The organism is Paenibacillus enshidis, from assembly GCF_042136365.1.
Taxonomy (GTDB): domain Bacteria; phylum Bacillota; class Bacilli; order Paenibacillales; family Paenibacillaceae; genus Paenibacillus; species Paenibacillus enshidis.
Genome location: NZ_JBHHMI010000023.1, coordinates 42,220 through 59,407, shown reverse-complemented (window position 1 = coordinate 59,407; position 17,188 = coordinate 42,220). Strand labels below are relative to the sequence as shown.

The following is a 17,188-nucleotide window of genomic DNA, read 5'->3' as shown; positions in this document are numbered from 1 at the left end:
CGACTTGCATGTATTAGGCACGCCGCCAGCGTTCGTCCTGAGCCAGGATCAAACTCTCCAATAAAGATGTTACGAAGCAACATCGACCTCACCGGATTTGGGTTCCACTCGGCTGAGTGAATCAAATCTGGTGAGCATTATTGCAAAAGCGATTAAGCTCATTTGAATCTGACGAGATTAATATCTCATTTTCGCTCCACCATTTATTCTGTCATAAACACGAACCAAATGGCCTCGCGGATCGGTTTTACAATGTAAAACCTACTCACTCGTTGTTCAGTTTTCAAAGATCAAACTTTGTTTGTCGCTTCAGCCCATCGCGTCAGCAACTTTTATATCATATCACACACCAACCAAGTAAGCAAGAACTTTTTTTAAAGTTTTTCGAGTCACAGACTCTCAAGTTTTCTTGGCCGGACTTATAATCTATCATATTACACTAGAGTATGCAACCCTTTTTTTAAAAAAAGACGCCCGAGCACTCGGACGCCTTCAATTTAGCCGATAATAATATGCCCCTCCGGATGACGGTACAGCTGTTTATCCGACTTCGGTCTGAGCGCGTACGCTATCGTTAGCGGTCCAATCCGGCCAATGAACATCGTGGCGCATATGATTAGCTTTCCAATGTCCGTCAGTTGCGGAGTGACTCCTACCGACAAACCTACCGTCCCGATCGCAGACGACGCCTCAAAGGCCAATGAAAGAAACTGGGCGTCCTCCGTCGTCAAGAGCAGCATGACCACAATAATGAAAATCAACAGAGAAATGATAATAATCGTCAAGGCCTTCATCAGCATTACTTTGGGTACACAATATTTAAAAAAGACGATGTCGTTTCTTCCGCGCACCATCGCGATGATAGCCCCCATCATGATGATGAATGTGGTCGTTTTAATTCCTCCGCCCGTTGAGCCTGGAGAAGCGCCAATAAACATCAGCAGCATCATGAAAAACTGCGTCGCTTGTCTTAGACCTGTAATATCCACTGTACTCGTGCCTGAAGAACGCGTCGATACCGACTGAAATAGAGACGCGTACAATTTCTCCTCCCAATTCAAAGGACCGAGTGTGCGCATGTTCGTAAACTCAAACACGAAAATTACGAGAGTACCGATGACAATCAATCCACCCGAAACCGACAGCACCAGCTTGGAATGAAGCGACAATTTTCGTCTGCGGCGATAATCAAACAGCTCGCTCAACACGATAAAGCCCAATCCACCCGAAATAACCAGAACAGAAGCAATCAGGTTAAACAGCCAATCCCCTCTATACTGGACAAAGCTATTACCAAAGAGGTCAAAGCCCCCATTGTTAAATAGCGACACCGCGTGAAACAATCCATAATAAAAGGCTTGTCCCGCAGGCATATCCGCCATCCAGCGCAAAGCAAGAATCACGGTTGCAATCCCCTCAATCGTGAAGGAGAAAATCATCACTTTACGAATAATGCGCACAATGCCTTCCATACTGTCCGCATTAATGGCCTCTTTGAGAAGCAATCTGTCCTTAAGAGACAGCTTCCGCCCAAGCACCAGCGCAAACAAGGTCGCCATGGTCATGAACCCCAGCCCGCCAAGCTGCATCAGGATCATGATGATCACTTCACCAAAAACGCTAAATGTCGTATTTACATCAACCGCCACCAGCCCGGTGACACATGCGGCCGAGGTAGCGGTGAACAGAGCATCAATCCAATGCAGGGAATATTCGCCGTGGGATGCCGCCGGCAGCATCAACAGCAGGGTGCCAACTGCAATAATGGCCAGCAGGCCCGTCACCAGGATTAGAGGGGGAGATGCCATCTTTGTCATTTTCACGCTGATTTTCATGTCATTCATCTCTCCATCGCAGCATAGACAAAGAGGAGCAACGCGGATTTCCGGCTGTTCCTCTTTTACTTTAATATAGTGCTGCCGATTATTCCGTGGTACGGTTGCGCATATGCGGGAACAACAGGACATCCCGAATCGACGCCGCATCCGTCAGTAGCATAACCAGACGATCCACGCCGATTCCCAATCCGCCCGTTGGCGGCATTCCGTATTCCAAAGCACGGATGAAATCGTCATCCATCTCATGCGCTTCGTCGTTGCCATGCTCTCTTTCAAGCAGTTGAGCCTCAAACCGCTGCCGCTGGTCAATCGGATCATTCAGCTCCGTAAAGGCATTGGCATGCTCACGGGCTACAATAAACAGCTCAAAGCGGTCCGTAAACCGCGGGTCCTGCTCATTCTTTTTCGCGAGCGGTGAAATTTCTACCGGATGCCCTGTCACAAAGGTCGGTTGAATCAGCGTTTCCTCTACAAATTGCTCGAAGAAGGCGTTCAGGATATGACCGAAGGTCATATGCGGCTCCACACCCCCGACTTTATGTTCCTTAGCCAGCCGATGCGCCTCTTCGTTCGTCATTTGCACACTGAAATCAACACCTGTCACTTCCTTCACTGCGTCAACCATCGATACCCGGCGCCATTGTGGAGTCAGATCAACTTCCTTGCCCTGATACATGATTTTATGCGATCCAAGCACTTCTTTCGCAATGTGAGCGATCAGATTTTCAGTCAGCTCCATAATATCCTTATAGTCGGCATAGGCCTCATAAAGCTCAATCATGGTGAATTCCGGATTATGACGGGTGGAAATCCCTTCGTTCCGATATACCCGGCCGATTTCATATACTTTCTCCAAACCGCCTACGATCAAACGTTTGAGGTGCAGCTCAATGGCAATACGCATATACAACTGCATGTCCAGCGCATTGTGGTGGGTAATAAACGGCTTGGCCGCGGCCCCGCCTGCGATCGCATGTAATGTCGGCGTTTCTACCTCCAAGTATCCGAGAGAATCCAGATAACGGCGCATGGACTGAATAATCCGCGAACGGGTGATAAACGTCTTCTGCACCTCCGGATTCATGATCAAATCCACATAACGCTGACGGTAGCGCAGCTCGACATCCTTCAAACCATGGTACTTCTCAGGCAAAGGGTACAGGGACTTGGAGAGAACCTCCAGATCCAGCACCTTCACGGTGGTTTCACCGGTTTTGGTTTTAAAGAGAACTCCTTTAACTCCAACAATGTCACCCAGATCCAGAATGGTGAACGCTTTATATTTTTCCTCGGCAACGGTATCCTGGCGAACATAAATTTGAATGCGTCCGCTCAGATCCTGAATATGGGCGAAGCTGGCTTTCCCCATACCCCGTTTAGCCATAATGCGGCCGGCAATGCTGACTTCGATATTCTTTTCCTCAAGCTCTTCCTTGGTCAAAGCATCATACTTATTCAGAAGCTCGCCCGCTTCACCTGTTCTGATATATTTGCGGCCAAACGGGTCAATCCCGAGCGCCCGCAGCTCGTCCAATTTGGCACGGCGAATCTGCAGAAGCTCACTTAATTCCTCGCGGCTTTCCTGCGGTTCCTGGTTCATGTTTTCATCCGACATTGTAAGCTTTCATCTCCTTCTTCTAAGTAGCGGAGCTATCCGCTATATATCCTAGAGAAAAAAGCTTCCCTAAGGAAGCTTTTTTTGTTAACTAAAGTCAGTTGCCTTATTTCTTGATATCCACGATTTTATATTGGATGACGCCTGCAGGCACATTTACGTCAACGATGGTTCCTTTTTTCTTGCCCAAAATCGCTTTACCGACGGGGCTTTCATTGGAAATTTTATTTTGAAGCGGATTGGATTCGGCGGTGCCGACAATCGTATATTCCACGATATCCCCGAACTCCAGATCTTCAACCGTAACGATTGCACCGACTCCTACGGTATCCGTGTCAATCTCATCGCTGTTAATAATGCGTGCGTTGCGCAGCATTTTCTCCAACGTAATAATACGGCCTTCGATAAACGCCTGCTCATTCTTGGCATCTTCATACTCGGAGTTCTCGCTGATGTCGCCGTATCCGATGGCTATTTTGATCCGCTCCGCGACTTCGCGGCGCTTAACCGATTTCAAATTCTCAAGTTCATCTTCGAGCTTCTTGAGACCTTCCTGTGTCAGAATGACTTCTTTATCGCTCATCTCAACCGATTCTCCTGTCATGGAAAAAGTTAAATGTGCACGAGCATGCACGCTGTTTACACACTATATGCCGATCTGGAAGAATGAGAACATCCCCTCTGTTGATTGGGTGATCCACGTGCATCAAAGCAGCGCAATCAGAATTTTATACTGAACGATTATATGGCAAGCATATGGAAAAGTCAATTAAACCCAGATGTTTGCTCTATCCGATTACACAATCAGGATACAAGGATCGCCGGGTTGTCGAGCTCTGCAACGAAATTTTCCAGAATTTTCACCATTTCATCACGCCTTGTCTCTTCCATCACCATGTCTTTAACACGCGCCGAGCCCTTTAGCCCCTTGAGGTACCAGGCCAGATGCTTGCGCATTTCCCGTACTGCCACCGCTTCGCCCTTCAGTGCAACGAGACGGTCCATATGCAGGATAGCCACGCGGATTTTCTCTTCCGCTGCAGGGTCTGGCAGCAGTTCACCGGTCTCCAGGTACTGAATGGTGCGATACAGCATCCACGGATTGCCGAGGGCGCCCCGCCCGATCATAACACCGTCGCATCCGGTTTCGTCCAGCATGCGGCGGGCATCCTCTGGTGTAACGACATCGCCGTTACCAATGACCGGAATGGAAACCGATTCCTTCACCTGCTTGATGTAGCTCCAATCCGCATGACCAGTATAAAGCTGCTCACGGGTGCGCCCATGAACGCTGACAGCCTTGCCGCCCGCACGCTCCACCGCTTTGGCGTTTTCAACCACATAAATATGCTCGCTATCCCAGCCGATCCGCATTTTGACGGTGACCGGTTTATTTACGGCATCCACTACAGCAGACACCATTTCGTAAATTTTATTCGGCTCCAGAAGCCAGCGTGCGCCAGCATCACATTTGGTGACTTTGGGAACAGGGCAGCCCATATTAATATCGATAATATCGGCATTGGTCTCCTGATCGACCACTTTGGCAGCTTCCACAAGCGATTCCCGGTCACCGCCGAAAATTTGCAGGCTGAGCGGCTTTTCCCGCTCATCCACGAACAGCATCTCACGAGTGCGCTTATTGCCATGAACGATGGCCTTGTCGCTGACCATTTCAGCGCAGACAAGACCGGTTCCGAATTCCTTGGCAATCAGGCGGAAAGCCGGGTTGCATACACCGGCCATCGGCGCAAGCACAACCTGGTTTTTCATTTCAATATCGCCGATTTTCAGCATGATTCAATATTCACTCCTTTTTACATGATCCGTTTGAGGTTGAAGCTCTTGAGTGGTCACTCCCAGAGCTTGTGCAATTGTGTATAATGTATCTTGACCGGCCACCCGGTTGCCTCGCTCTATGGATCCCAGCACTGCGAGGGAAATGCCTGTCTTGTGGGCCAGCTCCTGCTGGGTCAAGCCCTTCAGTTTCCGGAAGGCGCGAAGGCGGTGCGCCAGCTGCAAGTTTTCCAACGCTGTATGCCGTCCTTTCCATCCAGTTTTCTCATCGCTGACTGTACGATATCTGTGAAACCAGACAGATCGTTTTCCATCAAAATATCAGCTAAAGGGATCAGGACAAAAGCCCGCTCCTCCATTCTGGGATGGGGCAACACCAGCTCAGAGGTCTGAAGCGTAACCCCCTCCATAAACAGCAAATCCAGGTCAATCGTCCGGGGACCCCAGCGTACACTCCGTACACGGCCAAGCTCCTGCTCAATAAACAGCATGTAACGAAGCAGTTCCAGCGGGCTTAATGTGGTTCTTACAGCAATAGCCATATTTATAAAAGAAGGCTGATCCACATATCCCACCGGTTCCGTTTCATAGAGATCAGAGCAGCGCTGTACCTGAATATCCGGATGAGCATCCAGACGCCCAATCGCATCGAGCAGGGTTTGCTCCCGGTCTCCCAAATTAGCCCCTAAAGCAATATAAGCCTCTGATGGCTCAGAGGTCGTATGAGCGTTCATATCGTCCACCTTCACTTTCTTGTCCGATGGAGCTCCACAGTGACACCCTTGAAGTGAATATCAAAAGGCGGATGCGGCTTCGTGACTTTAACTGTCAGTGCATTGACACTAGTATAAGTGTCCAGTAGGGAAGATGCAATATGCTCTCCTAAAGCTTCAATTAATTGGAACGATTGCTTTTCCACGATTCCCTTGACCAGCTCATGCACTTCCGCATAGTTCACAGTTTTGTCCAAATTGTCGTGTTCACCGGCTTCCCGCAAATCCAGGTTTAACTCCAAATCGATATAAAACCGCTGGCCCAGTTTGCGCTCTTCGGGGAACACCCCGTGATACCCGTAATATTCCATGCCTTGGAGTATGATTTTATCCATAACACGCCTCCGCCTTTTAAAGGTTCGATTATTTTGCACGACTGATCTTTTATTCATACATATTTTTCTATGTCTATCTTCTCTGCAGGTCGGGAGATGCATACAGCATGGCATCACACATTTGTACCGTGCGCCGGATCAGACGGACATCATGTACCCGGACGATCTGGCAGCCCTGGGCAATGCCGAAGGCAACCGTAGCGGCTGTTCCTTCTACAACGTCATCAACCGGGAGATCCAGTACGGTACGGATAAATTTTTTGCGGGATGTCCCCAGCAGCAGTGGGTACCCCAGTCCGGCCAGCTTGTGCAGAGAGGCCATTGTCTGCAGATTCTCATTAAAATCTTTGGCAAAGCCGATGCCCGGATCCAACATGATCTGTTCCGGCCTTACGCCGGCTTCTTCAGCGATTCGAACGCTCTCCAGCAGATCGGACTGTATGTCTGCCATTAAATCCGTGTAATCACGGTTGGTGCGGTTGTGCATCAAAATGACCGGACAACCATAGGCAGCCGCCACTCCCGCCATATCGGGATCAGCCTTGAAGCCCCATACATCATTAATGATATGGGCCCCTGCTTCGAGCGATCGGCGGGCCACTTCCGCCTTGTAGGTATCAATGGACAGCGGAATATGCGGCGCCTCACGGCGCAGTGCCTCCACGACGGGGATCACGCGCGACAGCTCCTCATCCAGACTGACCGGTTCATGCCCCGGGCGGGTCGATTCCCCTCCAATATCGACCAGATCAGCTCCGTCCTCCATCAGTTGCAGGGCATGCCGAACCGCCTGTTCTACCGTATTGTGCCGCCCTCCGTCGGAAAAAGAGTCTGGCGTTACATTGAGAATGCCCATAATTAGCGTCGAGTCACCCAAGGAGAGCGGAATATCCCCACACACGTAGTTGCGCTTGTAGATCATTGGATTCATACTTTAACCCCTGCTTTCTGATGATAGGTCTTGAGAAGACGACCTGTAACCGGACCATATTCCCCGCTTCCGACATGCCGGACCTCCCCGTACGGTTCAACCAGCCTCGTCACAGGTGTGATCTCCTGAACCGAGCCTGTCAAAAATACTTCATCCGCTTCTAAGAGATCATTCCAGACGTACAATCCCTCCAAGGCATGTATTCCACTGCTGCGCGCCAGTTCAAGAACGAATTCGCGGGTGATGCCGCCCAGTGCTCCTGTCGACAGCTCCGGTGTATGCAATACTCCATCCTTGACAAAAAAGACGTTGCTTACAATACCTTCGCATAAAAAACCATCAGCCGTCAGCATCAGACCCTCCGCCGGAAGGGGAGGAGCTCCCTCATATCCGGCCAGCTCACGTTTGGCCATAATATTGTTCATATAATGCAGTGATTTCAAGCGCACTCCGCTCTCCGGAGTGCTGCGGCGGGTATGAAGCAGGTACAGCGCTTTGCTGCGCTTACATGGGTCCGGCGAAAGCGGCGGTAATGCCCGGGCAAACAGAACGTGATTCGGGCGGCTATAGCCTCCGGCGGGCAGGCCAAACGCCTCTTCTCCCGCCGAAACCGTATACCTTATATAGGCATCCACTAACCCGTTGGCTTTCATTAGGCGGCTGATCAGATCTGCCAGTTCTTTTTCATCGGCTTCAAATGAAATGCCAAGCATTCTGCAGCCCTCGGACATTCTGCGCAAATGCCGGTCGAGCAGAAATGGCAGACCGTTGTACGTACGAAAGGTCTCGAACAGGCCCATGCCGTACAAAAAGCCGTGATCACTTACGTGAACCACGGCAGCGGCGGCTTCGGTCAAAACGCCGTTCATTCCGATATATTTCATTCAGGCGCCCACTTTGCGCTTCAAGAAATTGCGCAGAATTTGATGGCCGTGATCTGTAATGATAGACTCCGGATGGAACTGCACGCCTTCCACATCAAATTTTTTATGCCGCAAGCCCATAATTTCGCCTTCCGCCGTTTCGGCAGTGATCTCCAGGCAATCCGGAAGACTGCTTCTCTCCACCAGAAGTGAATGGTAGCGGGTGGCGGTAAACGGAGACGGAAGCCCTTCGAAGACCGAACTGCCTTTATGCAAAATCGGTGATGTCTTGCCATGCATCAGCCGTTCCGCCCGGATGACATTGCCGCCGAATGCCTGTCCGACGGCCTGATGTCCAAGACAAACACCGAAGATCGGGATTTTGCCCTTAAAATGCGAGATGACATCCAGCGTAATTCCTGCCTCATTGGGCGTACATGGCCCCGGGGAGAGCAAGATATGATCCGGAGCCATATCCTCAATTCCCTGCAGATCAATTTCATCATTGCGCTTGACGGTAACTTCCTCGCCCAGTTCACCCAGATACTGCACCAGGTTATACGTAAAGGAATCATAATTGTCGATCACCAATATCATGTTCCGTCATCTCCCTGTTCATGTCGCTTGCTTAAAGCGGATTCTTCTTCACTGTACTGCACAGCCTTCATGACAGCTTTGGCTTTATTGCGCGATTCCCTGTACTCCCGGTATGGATCAGAATCGATGACAATGCCGGCGCCGGCTTGTATATATGACATGCCGTCCTTGACGGCGAGCGTTCTAATAATAATATTTAATTCCATATCGCCGTTATAGTCAATCCACCCGATCGATCCGGTATAGGGGCCACGGCGGACCGGCTCCAACTCCTCGATAATTTCCATCGTGCGGACCTTGGGAGCTCCTGTAATCGTTCCGCCGGGGAACATGGCCGCAACGACATCGAGAGCATTTCGTCCCTTGGCCAGCCGGCCTTCCACCTGTGAAACGAGATGCATAACATGCGAATAGTATTCGATGGTCATCAGCTCGGGAACGTGAACAGTGCCATACTCGGCGATCCGCCCGATATCATTGCGCTCCAGATCCACAAGCATAATATGCTCGGCCCGCTCCTTCTCGCTGCTCAACAGCTCTTCTGCCATCGCCGCATCCTCGGCAGCCGTTCGCCCGCGCCGCCTTGTTCCCGCAATCGGTCTGGCAGCTACCCTGCCTCCGTCCAGCTTTACAAGCAGCTCGGGCGAGCCGCTGGCCAAGGTGAACTCGGGGGTCCGCAGCATTCCCATATAAGGAGACGGATTCAACAGACGCAACCACTCATAGATGTCTTCAGGCGCGGCTGTCAGCCTGCGCTGCTGGCGGAGCGACAGATTCACCTGAAACACATCGCCCTGACCGATATACTCCCGAATGTGTTGTACCGCCTGTTCGAATTTGTCCTGCGGAAAGGCCGCTTCCCAATCCTCCAGCCTGCCATGGCCGCCGGCGTCCGTGTCTTCGCTAATCCGCAGAAGACGGGTATCTCTGCGCAGCTTCCCGCTCTCGCTCCTGAACAGCTCCTTCCATAAGTCCAACATCCGTTCCGTTCGTTGCTCCGCTTCATGATACAGCTCCGGCAGCCGGGCTTCCTGTGCGGCGGGCGGAACCTGGATATGAACGGCACAGTAAAGCTTCCGCTCCTGGTGATCATAGATCCATACCTCATCCATCCGCATCCACACATAATCCGGTAAGCCGGTATCATCAGCGGCCGATACAGGGAGACGCTCCAGGGAACGGGCTACGTCATAGGCGAGAAAGCCCGCGAAACCGCCATGGAAAAACGGAAGACGCTCCAGACGGGGCGTTTTGAAGGGGGACGTCCATGTCCCCAGGACATGCAGAGGCTGGCCTGTCAGCCTGCCTTCCTTTCCGTCGTCCAACTCAATCCACTTCGCTTCCTCGTCCTTGCCGGTCAGAACCGCCGCAGGTCTCAACCCTAAATAGGTATAACGCCCCTCTTTCCCGCTCTCCAGCACAAAAGAATAGGAAGAAGCCGCCTGCCACGCCTTCATCCATTCCGCAGGTAGCCCTTCCTGCCAATCGGTTTCCATAATCAACGGCAGCATGGTCCAGCCTTCCTGCTGCCATGCCTGCCAGTCGGTGATAGGTATGGTCATCTTTTTTGTCATTCAGATAAATCCCCTATTCTGCATTGCTTCTTGTAATATGGTATGTCCCGCTTTTGAATATCTAAAAAAATCCCCCGCCCCTGCCCTGCAGGAGTGAGGGATTTCATTAGCATTTGCTGATTATGCTTCAAAATTGTATAGAGGAGTGCTGAGATAACGTTCGCCGTTACTTGGAACAATGACAACAACACGCTTGCCTTTGCCCAATTGTTTAGCCAACTTCAAGCCTGCGAAAATAGCTGCTCCCGAGGAGATGCCGGACAGAATGCCTTCTTCCTTGGCAAGCTTGCGGGCCGTTTCAAAGGCCTCCTCATTCTCGACATGAATGATTTCATTATAGATATCCTGATTTAAAATTTCAGGGATAAAGTTCGCTCCGATACCCTGGATTTTATGAGGGCCCGGTTTGCCGCCCGCCAGAATCGGGGAAGCTGCCGGCTCAACCGCTACAATTTTAACATTAGGAAATTCCTGCTTCAATACTTCCCCGGCACCGCTGATCGTACCGCCTGTACCGATACCTGCTACAAAGGCATCCAGCGTTCCGCCGATGGATTGAATGGCTTCCACGATCTCAGGGCCTGTAGTTTCCCGATGAATCTTGACGTTCGCTTTATTCTTGAACTGCTCTGCGGCGAAGTAATCCGGGTTCTCCTTCAGAATCTCCTCCGCTTTCTTAACCGCACCGTTCATGCCTTCAGACCCTGGTGTCAGCACAAGCTCCGCTCCGTAAGCACGCAGCAGATTGCGGCGCTCCAGGCTCATCGTTTCAGGCATAACAATAATGGCTTTGTAACCTCTGGCTGCCGCTACCATCGCCAGACCGATGCCCGTATTGCCGCTGGTTGCCTCAATAATCGTTCCGCCCGGTTTAAGAAGACCTTCCTTCTCCGCTTCATCAACCATGCTGAGAGCGATGCGGTCCTTTACACTGGATCCAGGATTCTGATATTCCAGTTTTACATAGATTTCCGCACTGTCTTCCGGCACGATGCGGTTCAGACGGACAAGCGGTGTTCCTCCGATAAGTTCTGTAACGTTATTGACGACTTTAGGCATACTAAGTACCTCCTTGGCAGATGGCTATATTTTCACTTCTGATTTCCGAGTAAAAAGGTAGGTTTTACTAGTAATCATATCAATCCCACCCGGATTTGTCAACCATGCTTCTTGAAAAAACATACTGCTGACCGGGATGAGACCGGCACAGCTTGCGTTCATCAAGAAGACGGGAAATCAGCCGTGATCCGTGCGCCATACTTTGAACGGAGGTTCTTTTCCAGCTCCTCAAGCGGCCCCGCCTGCTGCAAAGCGAGCTCCTGCCGGACCTCCTGACGGATTTCCTGCGGAGGTTCGGAGTCCTCTGTTCGTAGATCCTGGACATACACGATGGCATATCCATCAGGCACCTGCAGCGGCCCGGCGCTTTCGCCGGCATTTAAGCTTCTGGCTGTTTCCATGACGGTCACAGGGAGAAAGGGATCATCTTCGTCTGTCCAGCCCAAAGAGCCGCCGTTATCCCTGGAGAATTGATCTGTAGAGTAAGAACGCGCGAGCTTCGCGAAATCCTCGCCTTTATCAAGACGGTCCAATATTTCTTCCGCCTCATCCTGCTTGTCCACCGTGATCCAGGCCAGATCCATTTGCTTGCGAGAGCTGTATTCATCCGGATGTTCCCGGATATAGCTATCCACCTGCCGTTCATCAATATGAATTCCCAGAGTCGCAATCTTCTCCAGACTGATCCTGTACATCGCTTCAAGGGTTAAATCGTCCCGGGAAAGGCCGAACTGGTTTTGCATTTCTTCATAATAGGCTTCTTCCGACACGTATCCTTTCATCTGCTTTTCCAATCTTTCCTGAATTTCTTTCTGTGTAACCCGAATGCCTTGCGATTTGGCTTCCAGAGCGATCGCTTTGCGGTTTAGCAATTCCAGAAGCATATTTTTCCCATATCTCTTTTTTAACTCTTCTGCCCATTCCTGTTCAGATATCGTGTCGTCACCGATGATGGCAGCAGCATGCGACCCCTCATCCTTGAGATCCGCATCAGTCTCGCCGTTATCCCGGTCGGGCTGCAGTCCTTTGTAACCTATTAAACCGCCCAACACCAGAACGCTGATGGTCAAGACAACGACAGCCGCCAATAATCCCTTCTCCTGTCTTGTCATCCCAATCGCTCACTCTTCCCCGAGTTATTGTACTTCTTTACGCTTTAACTTGATCCAAAAGCCGCTGCAAATGATCTTTATCGAAACGGTAAGCCTCATTGCAAAAATGGCAAACGACCTCTGCCTGTCCATCTTCAGCAATCAGTTGTTCAAGTTCATGCTGTCCCAGGCTGATCAGCGTCTTCTCTACCCGCTCTTCAGAGCACTGGCACTGAAAACGAATATCCATGCTGTCCATAATCTGAACATCAGGCAGCATCCAGCGCAGCATTTCTTCCAGATCCAAGCCCTGGTCGAGCAAAGAGGTTACCGGCGGAAGAGCGCCTACAGCGTTCTCAATCGCCGTAATCTCATCATCGTTCAGCCCTGGCAGCAGTTGAATGATAAATCCGCCCGCAACAATCACGGAATTGTCGGTATCAACCAGGACGCCCAAACCTACGGCAGACGGCGTTTGTTCCGATTTTGCAAAATAATAGGTGAAATCTTCCCCCAGCTCGCCCGAAATGATAGGAATGCTGCCCCTATAAGGCTCCTTCAGCCCCAAATCCTTTGTGATGTGGATGAAGCCACTTGTACCTACAGCGCCTGCTACGTCCAGCTTGCCCACACTGTTGCTGGGCAGATGTACATGAGGTTCTGCCACGTATCCGCGGACCTCCCCTTTGGCATTCGCATCTGCCACGATCTGACCGATGGGGCCATCGCCTTTGACCTGCACTGTCAGCTTCTCTTCACCTTTCAGCATGGCTCCCATCATGGCAGCCGCCGTAACCGTCCGGCCCAGCGCGGCAGTCGTTGTAGGGTAGGTGTCGTGTCTGCGGCGCAGCTCTTCCACAAGTTCTGTCGTGCGGATGGCAAAAGCTCTGACTCGGCCTTCCATCGCCGTTCCCCGGATCAACCGGTCCTGTAGTTTCTCCATTATGTGTTACAGCTCCTTTTTATGTGAAAAGCCATTCCGGCTTTTACGTATTGTTATTCTTTTTCCAATTATAGACGAAAAACGCCGCCAATCCAAACCGGGCACAGGCCGGCAGGTTTGAGCGGCAGCAAACTTTCCTTCATGCACACTAATCCTGATTCCGTTCGTAGATAATTCGCAGTCCTTCCAGGGTCAGCAGCGGACAAACCTCCTGTATGGACTTCGTTTCCCCGGCGATCAGTTCTGCCAGCCCGCCGGTCGCGATGACCTTCAGCCCACCCCCCATCTCCTGTCTGATCCGCTCTACAATTCCGTCCACCTGCCCGGCATAACCGAAAATAATCCCGGCCTGCATCGCATGTACGGTATTGCGGCCGATCACCTTCTTCGGCTTCTCCAGCTCAATACGCGGCAACTTGGAGGCCCGCTGATACAGCGCCTCGGTAGAAATCCCGATCCCGGGCACAATGACACCGCCCAGATAATTGCTCTGGCCATCAATGCAATCAAAGGTTGTGGCCGTACCGAAATCAACAACCACCAGCGGTCCCTTAAATTGATCCACCGCCGCCACGGCGTTTACAATCCGGTCAGCGCCTACCTCGCGCGGATTTTCATACTTAAGATTCAAGCCTGTCTTAATGCCGGGACCCACCAGAATCGGTTTTTTCCCAATGTATTTTGCACACATTTGCTCCAGCACCCTTACCAGGGGAGGCACGACGGAAGAAATAATAACTCCTTCGATCTGATTGACGGAGATGCCTTTCATGTGAAACAAATTATAGATCAGCACACCATACTCGTCCTCCGTTGCCTGTCTGGACGTACTGATCCGGTAATGTTGAAGCAGCTCGCGGCCGCGGTATACACCTAGTACGATATTGGTATTTCCTACATCAACTACAAGAATCAATAGGGATCACCCTTCTTTCTTCCCGTTCTAACAACAGTAAACCTAAACATCCTTCAAATGTACACAACGTTACGCAGTCTGTCAATTTCTTCAGTGCGTTCATAAACCGCAAAAAAGGAGTCCCAGGTCAATGGACCTTTTGGGACTCCTCTGCACCCAGAGAGCCTGGTTTATGCGTTGGTTGGTGGTGTTCCGCCGCCCGAATTACCTTGATTGTCAGGATTTTGACGGTTAGGCAGATCATTCGGAATGCCGTTCGCATTTCCGCCTGCCTTCTCATCCTGGCCTTGAATTCGTATGCGGACATCTCCGATGCTGTCGATGGTTGGCTGCCCGCTTTCAGGCTTTCCACCCTCGCCTCCATTTCCGTCCAGGGAACCCGTTTCAATCAGCTGCTTGATTTGATCCAGCTCCAATGTTTCTTGCTCAAGCAAGGTTTGGGCAATCAAATGAACCTCTTTGGAATGCTTGGTCAGCAATTCTTTGGCGCGTTCATAAGATTCCGTAATGAAACGGTTCATTTCCTGATCGATCTGGTAAGCGATCTGATCACTGTAGTTCTGTTCATGGCCGATATCGCGGCCCAGGAATACCTGGCCTTGGGATGTACCGAACTGCATCGGACCAAGCTTCTCACTCATACCGTATTCCACAATCATGCTGCGGACAATGCCGGTTGCCTGCTGGAAGTCGCTGTAGGCGCCTGTTCCGATTTCACCGATGAACAGTTCTTCCGATACACGACCACCAAGGAGGCCGGTAACCTTATCCAGCAACTCCTGCTTCGTAGTCAGCATGCGGTCTTCCTTCGGAAGCATGATCACATATCCGCCTGCACGTCCGCGCGGAATAATCGTCACTTTATGCACCATATCCGCATGCTCAAGGAAATAACCGACAATGGTGTGGCCCGCTTCGTGGTATGCGACAATCCGCTTCTCGCGATCGCTGATGACACGGCTGCGTTTTTCGGTACCGACGATAACACGGTCAATGGCTTCATCCACTTCGATCATGGAGATATCCTTGCGGTTGCGGCGTGCTGCAAGCAGCGCGGCCTCGTTAAGCAGATTCTCCAAATCTGCTCCTGTAAAGCCTGTAGTTCGCTTCGCAATGACGTCCAGCTTGACGTCCTTGGTCAGCGGCTTGTTGCGCGCATGAACCTTCAGTACCGCTTCGCGTCCTTTAACATCCGGACGGTCGACGGTAATTTGACGGTCAAAACGTCCCGGACGCAGCAGGGCAGGGTCCAGGATGTCAGGGCGGTTGGTCGCAGCAACGATGATGATGCCCTCGTTCGCTCCGAATCCATCCATTTCCACAAGCAACTGGTTCAACGTCTGTTCGCGTTCATCATGGCCGCCGCCAAGGCCTGCGCCCCGCTGGCGTCCGACAGCGTCAATCTCGTCAATGAATATGATACAAGGCGCGTTCTTCTTGGCGTTCTCAAACAGGTCACGCACACGTGAAGCACCGACACCGACAAACATCTCAACAAAGTCAGAGCCTGAAATACTGAAGAACGGCACGCCCGCTTCGCCGGCAACAGCTCTGGCAAGGAGCGTTTTACCGGTACCCGGTGGGCCTACAAGCAGGACACCTTTCGGAATACGTGCGCCCACCGCTGCGAATTTGCGCGGATCCTTCAGAAACTCCACCACTTCGACAAGTTCCTGCTTCTCTTCGTCTGCTCCGGCAACATCCTCGAACGTTATCTTTTTCTTCTCTTCGTTGTACAGACGGGCACGGCTCTTGCCGAAATTCATGACCTTGCCGCCGCCGCCCTGGGCCTGGTTAAACAGGAAAAAGAAGAGAAGGAACATAATGATAAGCGGAATGATAGATGTCAAAAAGGTCAGCCAGATACTCTGTCCTTCCATCGGCTTCATCACAAAACTAAAGTCGTTTTGATCACTCAAACCAATAAGTTCGTTGACCGCCGCTTCGGTAGGAGGAATATACACCGAAAAGTTCTCGGAAGTAGCATCAGCCGGCTTTTGTTTATACGTACCGGTTACGAGATAGGCATTACCGTCAAATTGAACTGTGACACTTTTGACGTTGTTGTCTTTTATTTCTTGCCGCAGTTCATCATATCTAGGGAGATCGGCAGCTTCGTTACCATTGCTGACAAAATGTACGATGCCCACCACGACTAAAAAAAGAATCAAATAAAAACCAGAATTCCGGATGAACCGATTCATCCCCTACCTCCTCTCAAGACGCTCAAGTTATTTTACCATAGCCTGTCAGGGCTTCTCAACAAACACTCCCCTGCCGGTCCTAGGACCTCAGGCCGGGTTAGTTGGTATAGATCTCCGGCTTCAAAATTCCAATAAAGGGCAGGTTGCGGTAACGCTCGCTGTAGTCCAGCCCGTAGCCGACCACAAACGCATCCGGAAGGGTGAAGCCGGTAAAGTCAGCCTCCAAATTGACTGTGCGGCGGGCCGGTTTATCAAACAATGTGACCACCGTCACCGAACTGGCATTGCGGTTCTTCAGCAGCTCGATCAAGTGGCTGAGTGTCAGCCCGCTGTCGATAATGTCTTCAACAATCAGGACATCGCGTCCTTCAACGGATTGATCCAGGTCCTTGATGATCTTGACGACGCCTGATGATTTGGTCGAATCCCCGTAGCTGGAAACAGCCATAAAATCAAGTTCAAGGGGGACAGTAATGGTTTTAACCAAATCAGCCATAAATATAAACGCGCCTTTAAGCACGCAAATGACCAGAGGGTTCCTGCCCTCATACCGTTTGCTGAGCTCGGCGCCCAGCTCCCTGATTTTATTTTGTATTTCTTCCTCGCTGATTAAAATTTCCTGAATATCATTGTGCAACTGAGTGAACCTCCT

Annotated in this window: 17 protein-coding genes and 1 rRNA gene; all 18 read right to left on the bottom strand. The window is 51.0% G+C overall.

The features are described from left to right. Nucleotides 1-64 (bottom strand): 16S ribosomal RNA (locus ACE41H_RS20015); the annotation flags it as partial. A 433-nt stretch (nucleotides 65-497) separates the two neighbouring features. After that, entirely contained in the window at nucleotides 498-1,835 is a 1,338-nt protein-coding gene (locus tag ACE41H_RS20010; RefSeq protein ID WP_375357323.1) for a TrkH family potassium uptake protein, read from the bottom strand. An 88-nt stretch (nucleotides 1,836-1,923) separates the two neighbouring features. Continuing rightward, the gene (lysS, locus tag ACE41H_RS20005; protein ID WP_375357322.1) at nucleotides 1,924-3,453 is read right to left on the bottom strand and encodes a lysine--tRNA ligase; all 1,530 of its coding nucleotides are present in this window, start codon (nucleotides 3,451-3,453) and stop codon (nucleotides 1,924-1,926) included. 106 nt (nucleotides 3,454-3,559) lie between these two features. Then, nucleotides 3,560-4,036, bottom strand: a complete 477-nt coding sequence (gene greA, locus ACE41H_RS20000) for a transcription elongation factor GreA (protein ID WP_355325948.1) — start codon at nucleotides 4,034-4,036, stop codon at nucleotides 3,560-3,562. 221 nt (nucleotides 4,037-4,257) lie between these two features. After that, complete coding sequence (gene dusB / locus ACE41H_RS19995) at nucleotides 4,258-5,250, bottom strand: tRNA dihydrouridine synthase DusB (protein ID WP_375357321.1); 993 nt, start codon at nucleotides 5,248-5,250, stop codon at nucleotides 4,258-4,260. A 3-nt stretch (nucleotides 5,251-5,253) separates the two neighbouring features. Continuing rightward, nucleotides 5,254-5,430, bottom strand: a complete 177-nt coding sequence (locus ACE41H_RS19990; protein ID WP_375357328.1) for a helix-turn-helix domain-containing protein — start codon at nucleotides 5,428-5,430, stop codon at nucleotides 5,254-5,256. A gap of 5 nt (nucleotides 5,431-5,435) precedes the next feature. Then, nucleotides 5,436-5,984 (bottom strand): 2-amino-4-hydroxy-6-hydroxymethyldihydropteridine diphosphokinase, encoded by a 549-nt coding sequence (gene folK / locus ACE41H_RS19985; RefSeq protein WP_375357320.1) that lies wholly within the window; start codon nucleotides 5,982-5,984, stop codon nucleotides 5,436-5,438. An 11-nt stretch (nucleotides 5,985-5,995) separates the two neighbouring features. Beyond that, entirely contained in the window at nucleotides 5,996-6,358 is a 363-nt protein-coding gene (gene folB, locus ACE41H_RS19980; RefSeq protein ID WP_375357319.1) for a dihydroneopterin aldolase, read from the bottom strand. Nucleotides 6,359-6,431: 73 nt separating this feature from the next. Beyond that, the gene (folP, locus tag ACE41H_RS19975) at nucleotides 6,432-7,289 is read right to left on the bottom strand and encodes a dihydropteroate synthase (RefSeq protein ID WP_375357318.1); all 858 of its coding nucleotides are present in this window, start codon (nucleotides 7,287-7,289) and stop codon (nucleotides 6,432-6,434) included. Next, complete coding sequence (locus ACE41H_RS19970) at nucleotides 7,286-8,173, bottom strand: aminotransferase class IV (protein ID WP_375357317.1); 888 nt, start codon at nucleotides 8,171-8,173, stop codon at nucleotides 7,286-7,288. Before ACE41H_RS19970 ends, folP begins: the two co-directional genes overlap by 4 nt. Next, nucleotides 8,174-8,749, bottom strand: a complete 576-nt coding sequence (pabA, locus tag ACE41H_RS19965) for an aminodeoxychorismate/anthranilate synthase component II (protein WP_375357316.1) — start codon at nucleotides 8,747-8,749, stop codon at nucleotides 8,174-8,176. Next, a complete protein-coding gene (locus tag ACE41H_RS19960; protein WP_375357315.1) occupies nucleotides 8,746-10,323 on the bottom strand; it encodes an anthranilate synthase component I family protein in 1,578 nt (525 codons plus the stop codon). The genes pabA and ACE41H_RS19960 overlap by 4 nt, the downstream gene beginning before the upstream one ends. Nucleotides 10,324-10,443: 120 nt before the next feature. Beyond that, entirely contained in the window at nucleotides 10,444-11,382 is a 939-nt protein-coding gene (cysK, locus tag ACE41H_RS19955; protein WP_375357314.1) for a cysteine synthase A, read from the bottom strand. A 161-nt stretch (nucleotides 11,383-11,543) separates the two neighbouring features. After that, on the bottom strand, nucleotides 11,544-12,470 hold the full coding sequence (locus ACE41H_RS19950; protein WP_375357313.1) for a peptidylprolyl isomerase: 927 nt from the start codon (nucleotides 12,468-12,470) through the stop codon (nucleotides 11,544-11,546). A 61-nt stretch (nucleotides 12,471-12,531) separates the two neighbouring features. After that, a complete protein-coding gene (hslO, locus tag ACE41H_RS19945; protein WP_375357312.1) occupies nucleotides 12,532-13,416 on the bottom strand; it encodes an Hsp33 family molecular chaperone HslO in 885 nt (294 codons plus the stop codon). Nucleotides 13,417-13,564: 148 nt separating this feature from the next. Continuing rightward, the gene (locus ACE41H_RS19940) at nucleotides 13,565-14,332 is read right to left on the bottom strand and encodes a type III pantothenate kinase (protein WP_375357311.1); all 768 of its coding nucleotides are present in this window, start codon (nucleotides 14,330-14,332) and stop codon (nucleotides 13,565-13,567) included. A 170-nt stretch (nucleotides 14,333-14,502) separates the two neighbouring features. Continuing rightward, a complete protein-coding gene (gene ftsH, locus ACE41H_RS19935) occupies nucleotides 14,503-16,536 on the bottom strand; it encodes an ATP-dependent zinc metalloprotease FtsH (RefSeq protein ID WP_375357310.1) in 2,034 nt (677 codons plus the stop codon). Nucleotides 16,537-16,633: 97 nt separating this feature from the next. After that, entirely contained in the window at nucleotides 16,634-17,173 is a 540-nt protein-coding gene (gene hpt, locus ACE41H_RS19930) for a hypoxanthine phosphoribosyltransferase (RefSeq protein ID WP_375357309.1), read from the bottom strand. Between the last annotated feature and the right edge of the window lie 15 nt (nucleotides 17,174-17,188).

Coding starts and splice junctions, on each gene's coding strand:
- dusB (WP_375357321.1), bottom strand. CDS start 5,250: ATGCTGAAAATCGGCGATATTGAAATGAAAAACCAGGTTGTGCTTGCG.
- ftsH (WP_375357310.1), bottom strand. CDS start 16,536: ATGAATCGGTTCATCCGGAATTCTGGTTTTTATTTGATTCTTTTTTTA.
- folP (WP_375357318.1), bottom strand. CDS start 7,289: ATGAATCCAATGATCTACAAGCGCAACTACGTGTGTGGGGATATTCCG.
- hslO (WP_375357312.1), bottom strand. CDS start 13,416: ATGGAGAAACTACAGGACCGGTTGATCCGGGGAACGGCGATGGAAGGC.
- folK (WP_375357320.1), bottom strand. CDS start 5,984: ATGAACGCTCATACGACCTCTGAGCCATCAGAGGCTTATATTGCTTTA.
- greA (WP_355325948.1), bottom strand. CDS start 4,036: ATGAGCGATAAAGAAGTCATTCTGACACAGGAAGGTCTCAAGAAGCTC.
- folB (WP_375357319.1), bottom strand. CDS start 6,358: ATGGATAAAATCATACTCCAAGGCATGGAATATTACGGGTATCACGGG.
- pabA (WP_375357316.1), bottom strand. CDS start 8,749: ATGATATTGGTGATCGACAATTATGATTCCTTTACGTATAACCTGGTG.
- ACE41H_RS19960 (WP_375357315.1), bottom strand. CDS start 10,323: ATGACAAAAAAGATGACCATACCTATCACCGACTGGCAGGCATGGCAG.
- lysS (WP_375357322.1), bottom strand. CDS start 3,453: ATGTCGGATGAAAACATGAACCAGGAACCGCAGGAAAGCCGCGAGGAA.
- cysK (WP_375357314.1), bottom strand. CDS start 11,382: ATGCCTAAAGTCGTCAATAACGTTACAGAACTTATCGGAGGAACACCG.
- ACE41H_RS19970 (WP_375357317.1), bottom strand. CDS start 8,173: ATGAAATATATCGGAATGAACGGCGTTTTGACCGAAGCCGCCGCTGCC.
- ACE41H_RS20010 (WP_375357323.1), bottom strand. CDS start 1,835: ATGAAAATCAGCGTGAAAATGACAAAGATGGCATCTCCCCCTCTAATC.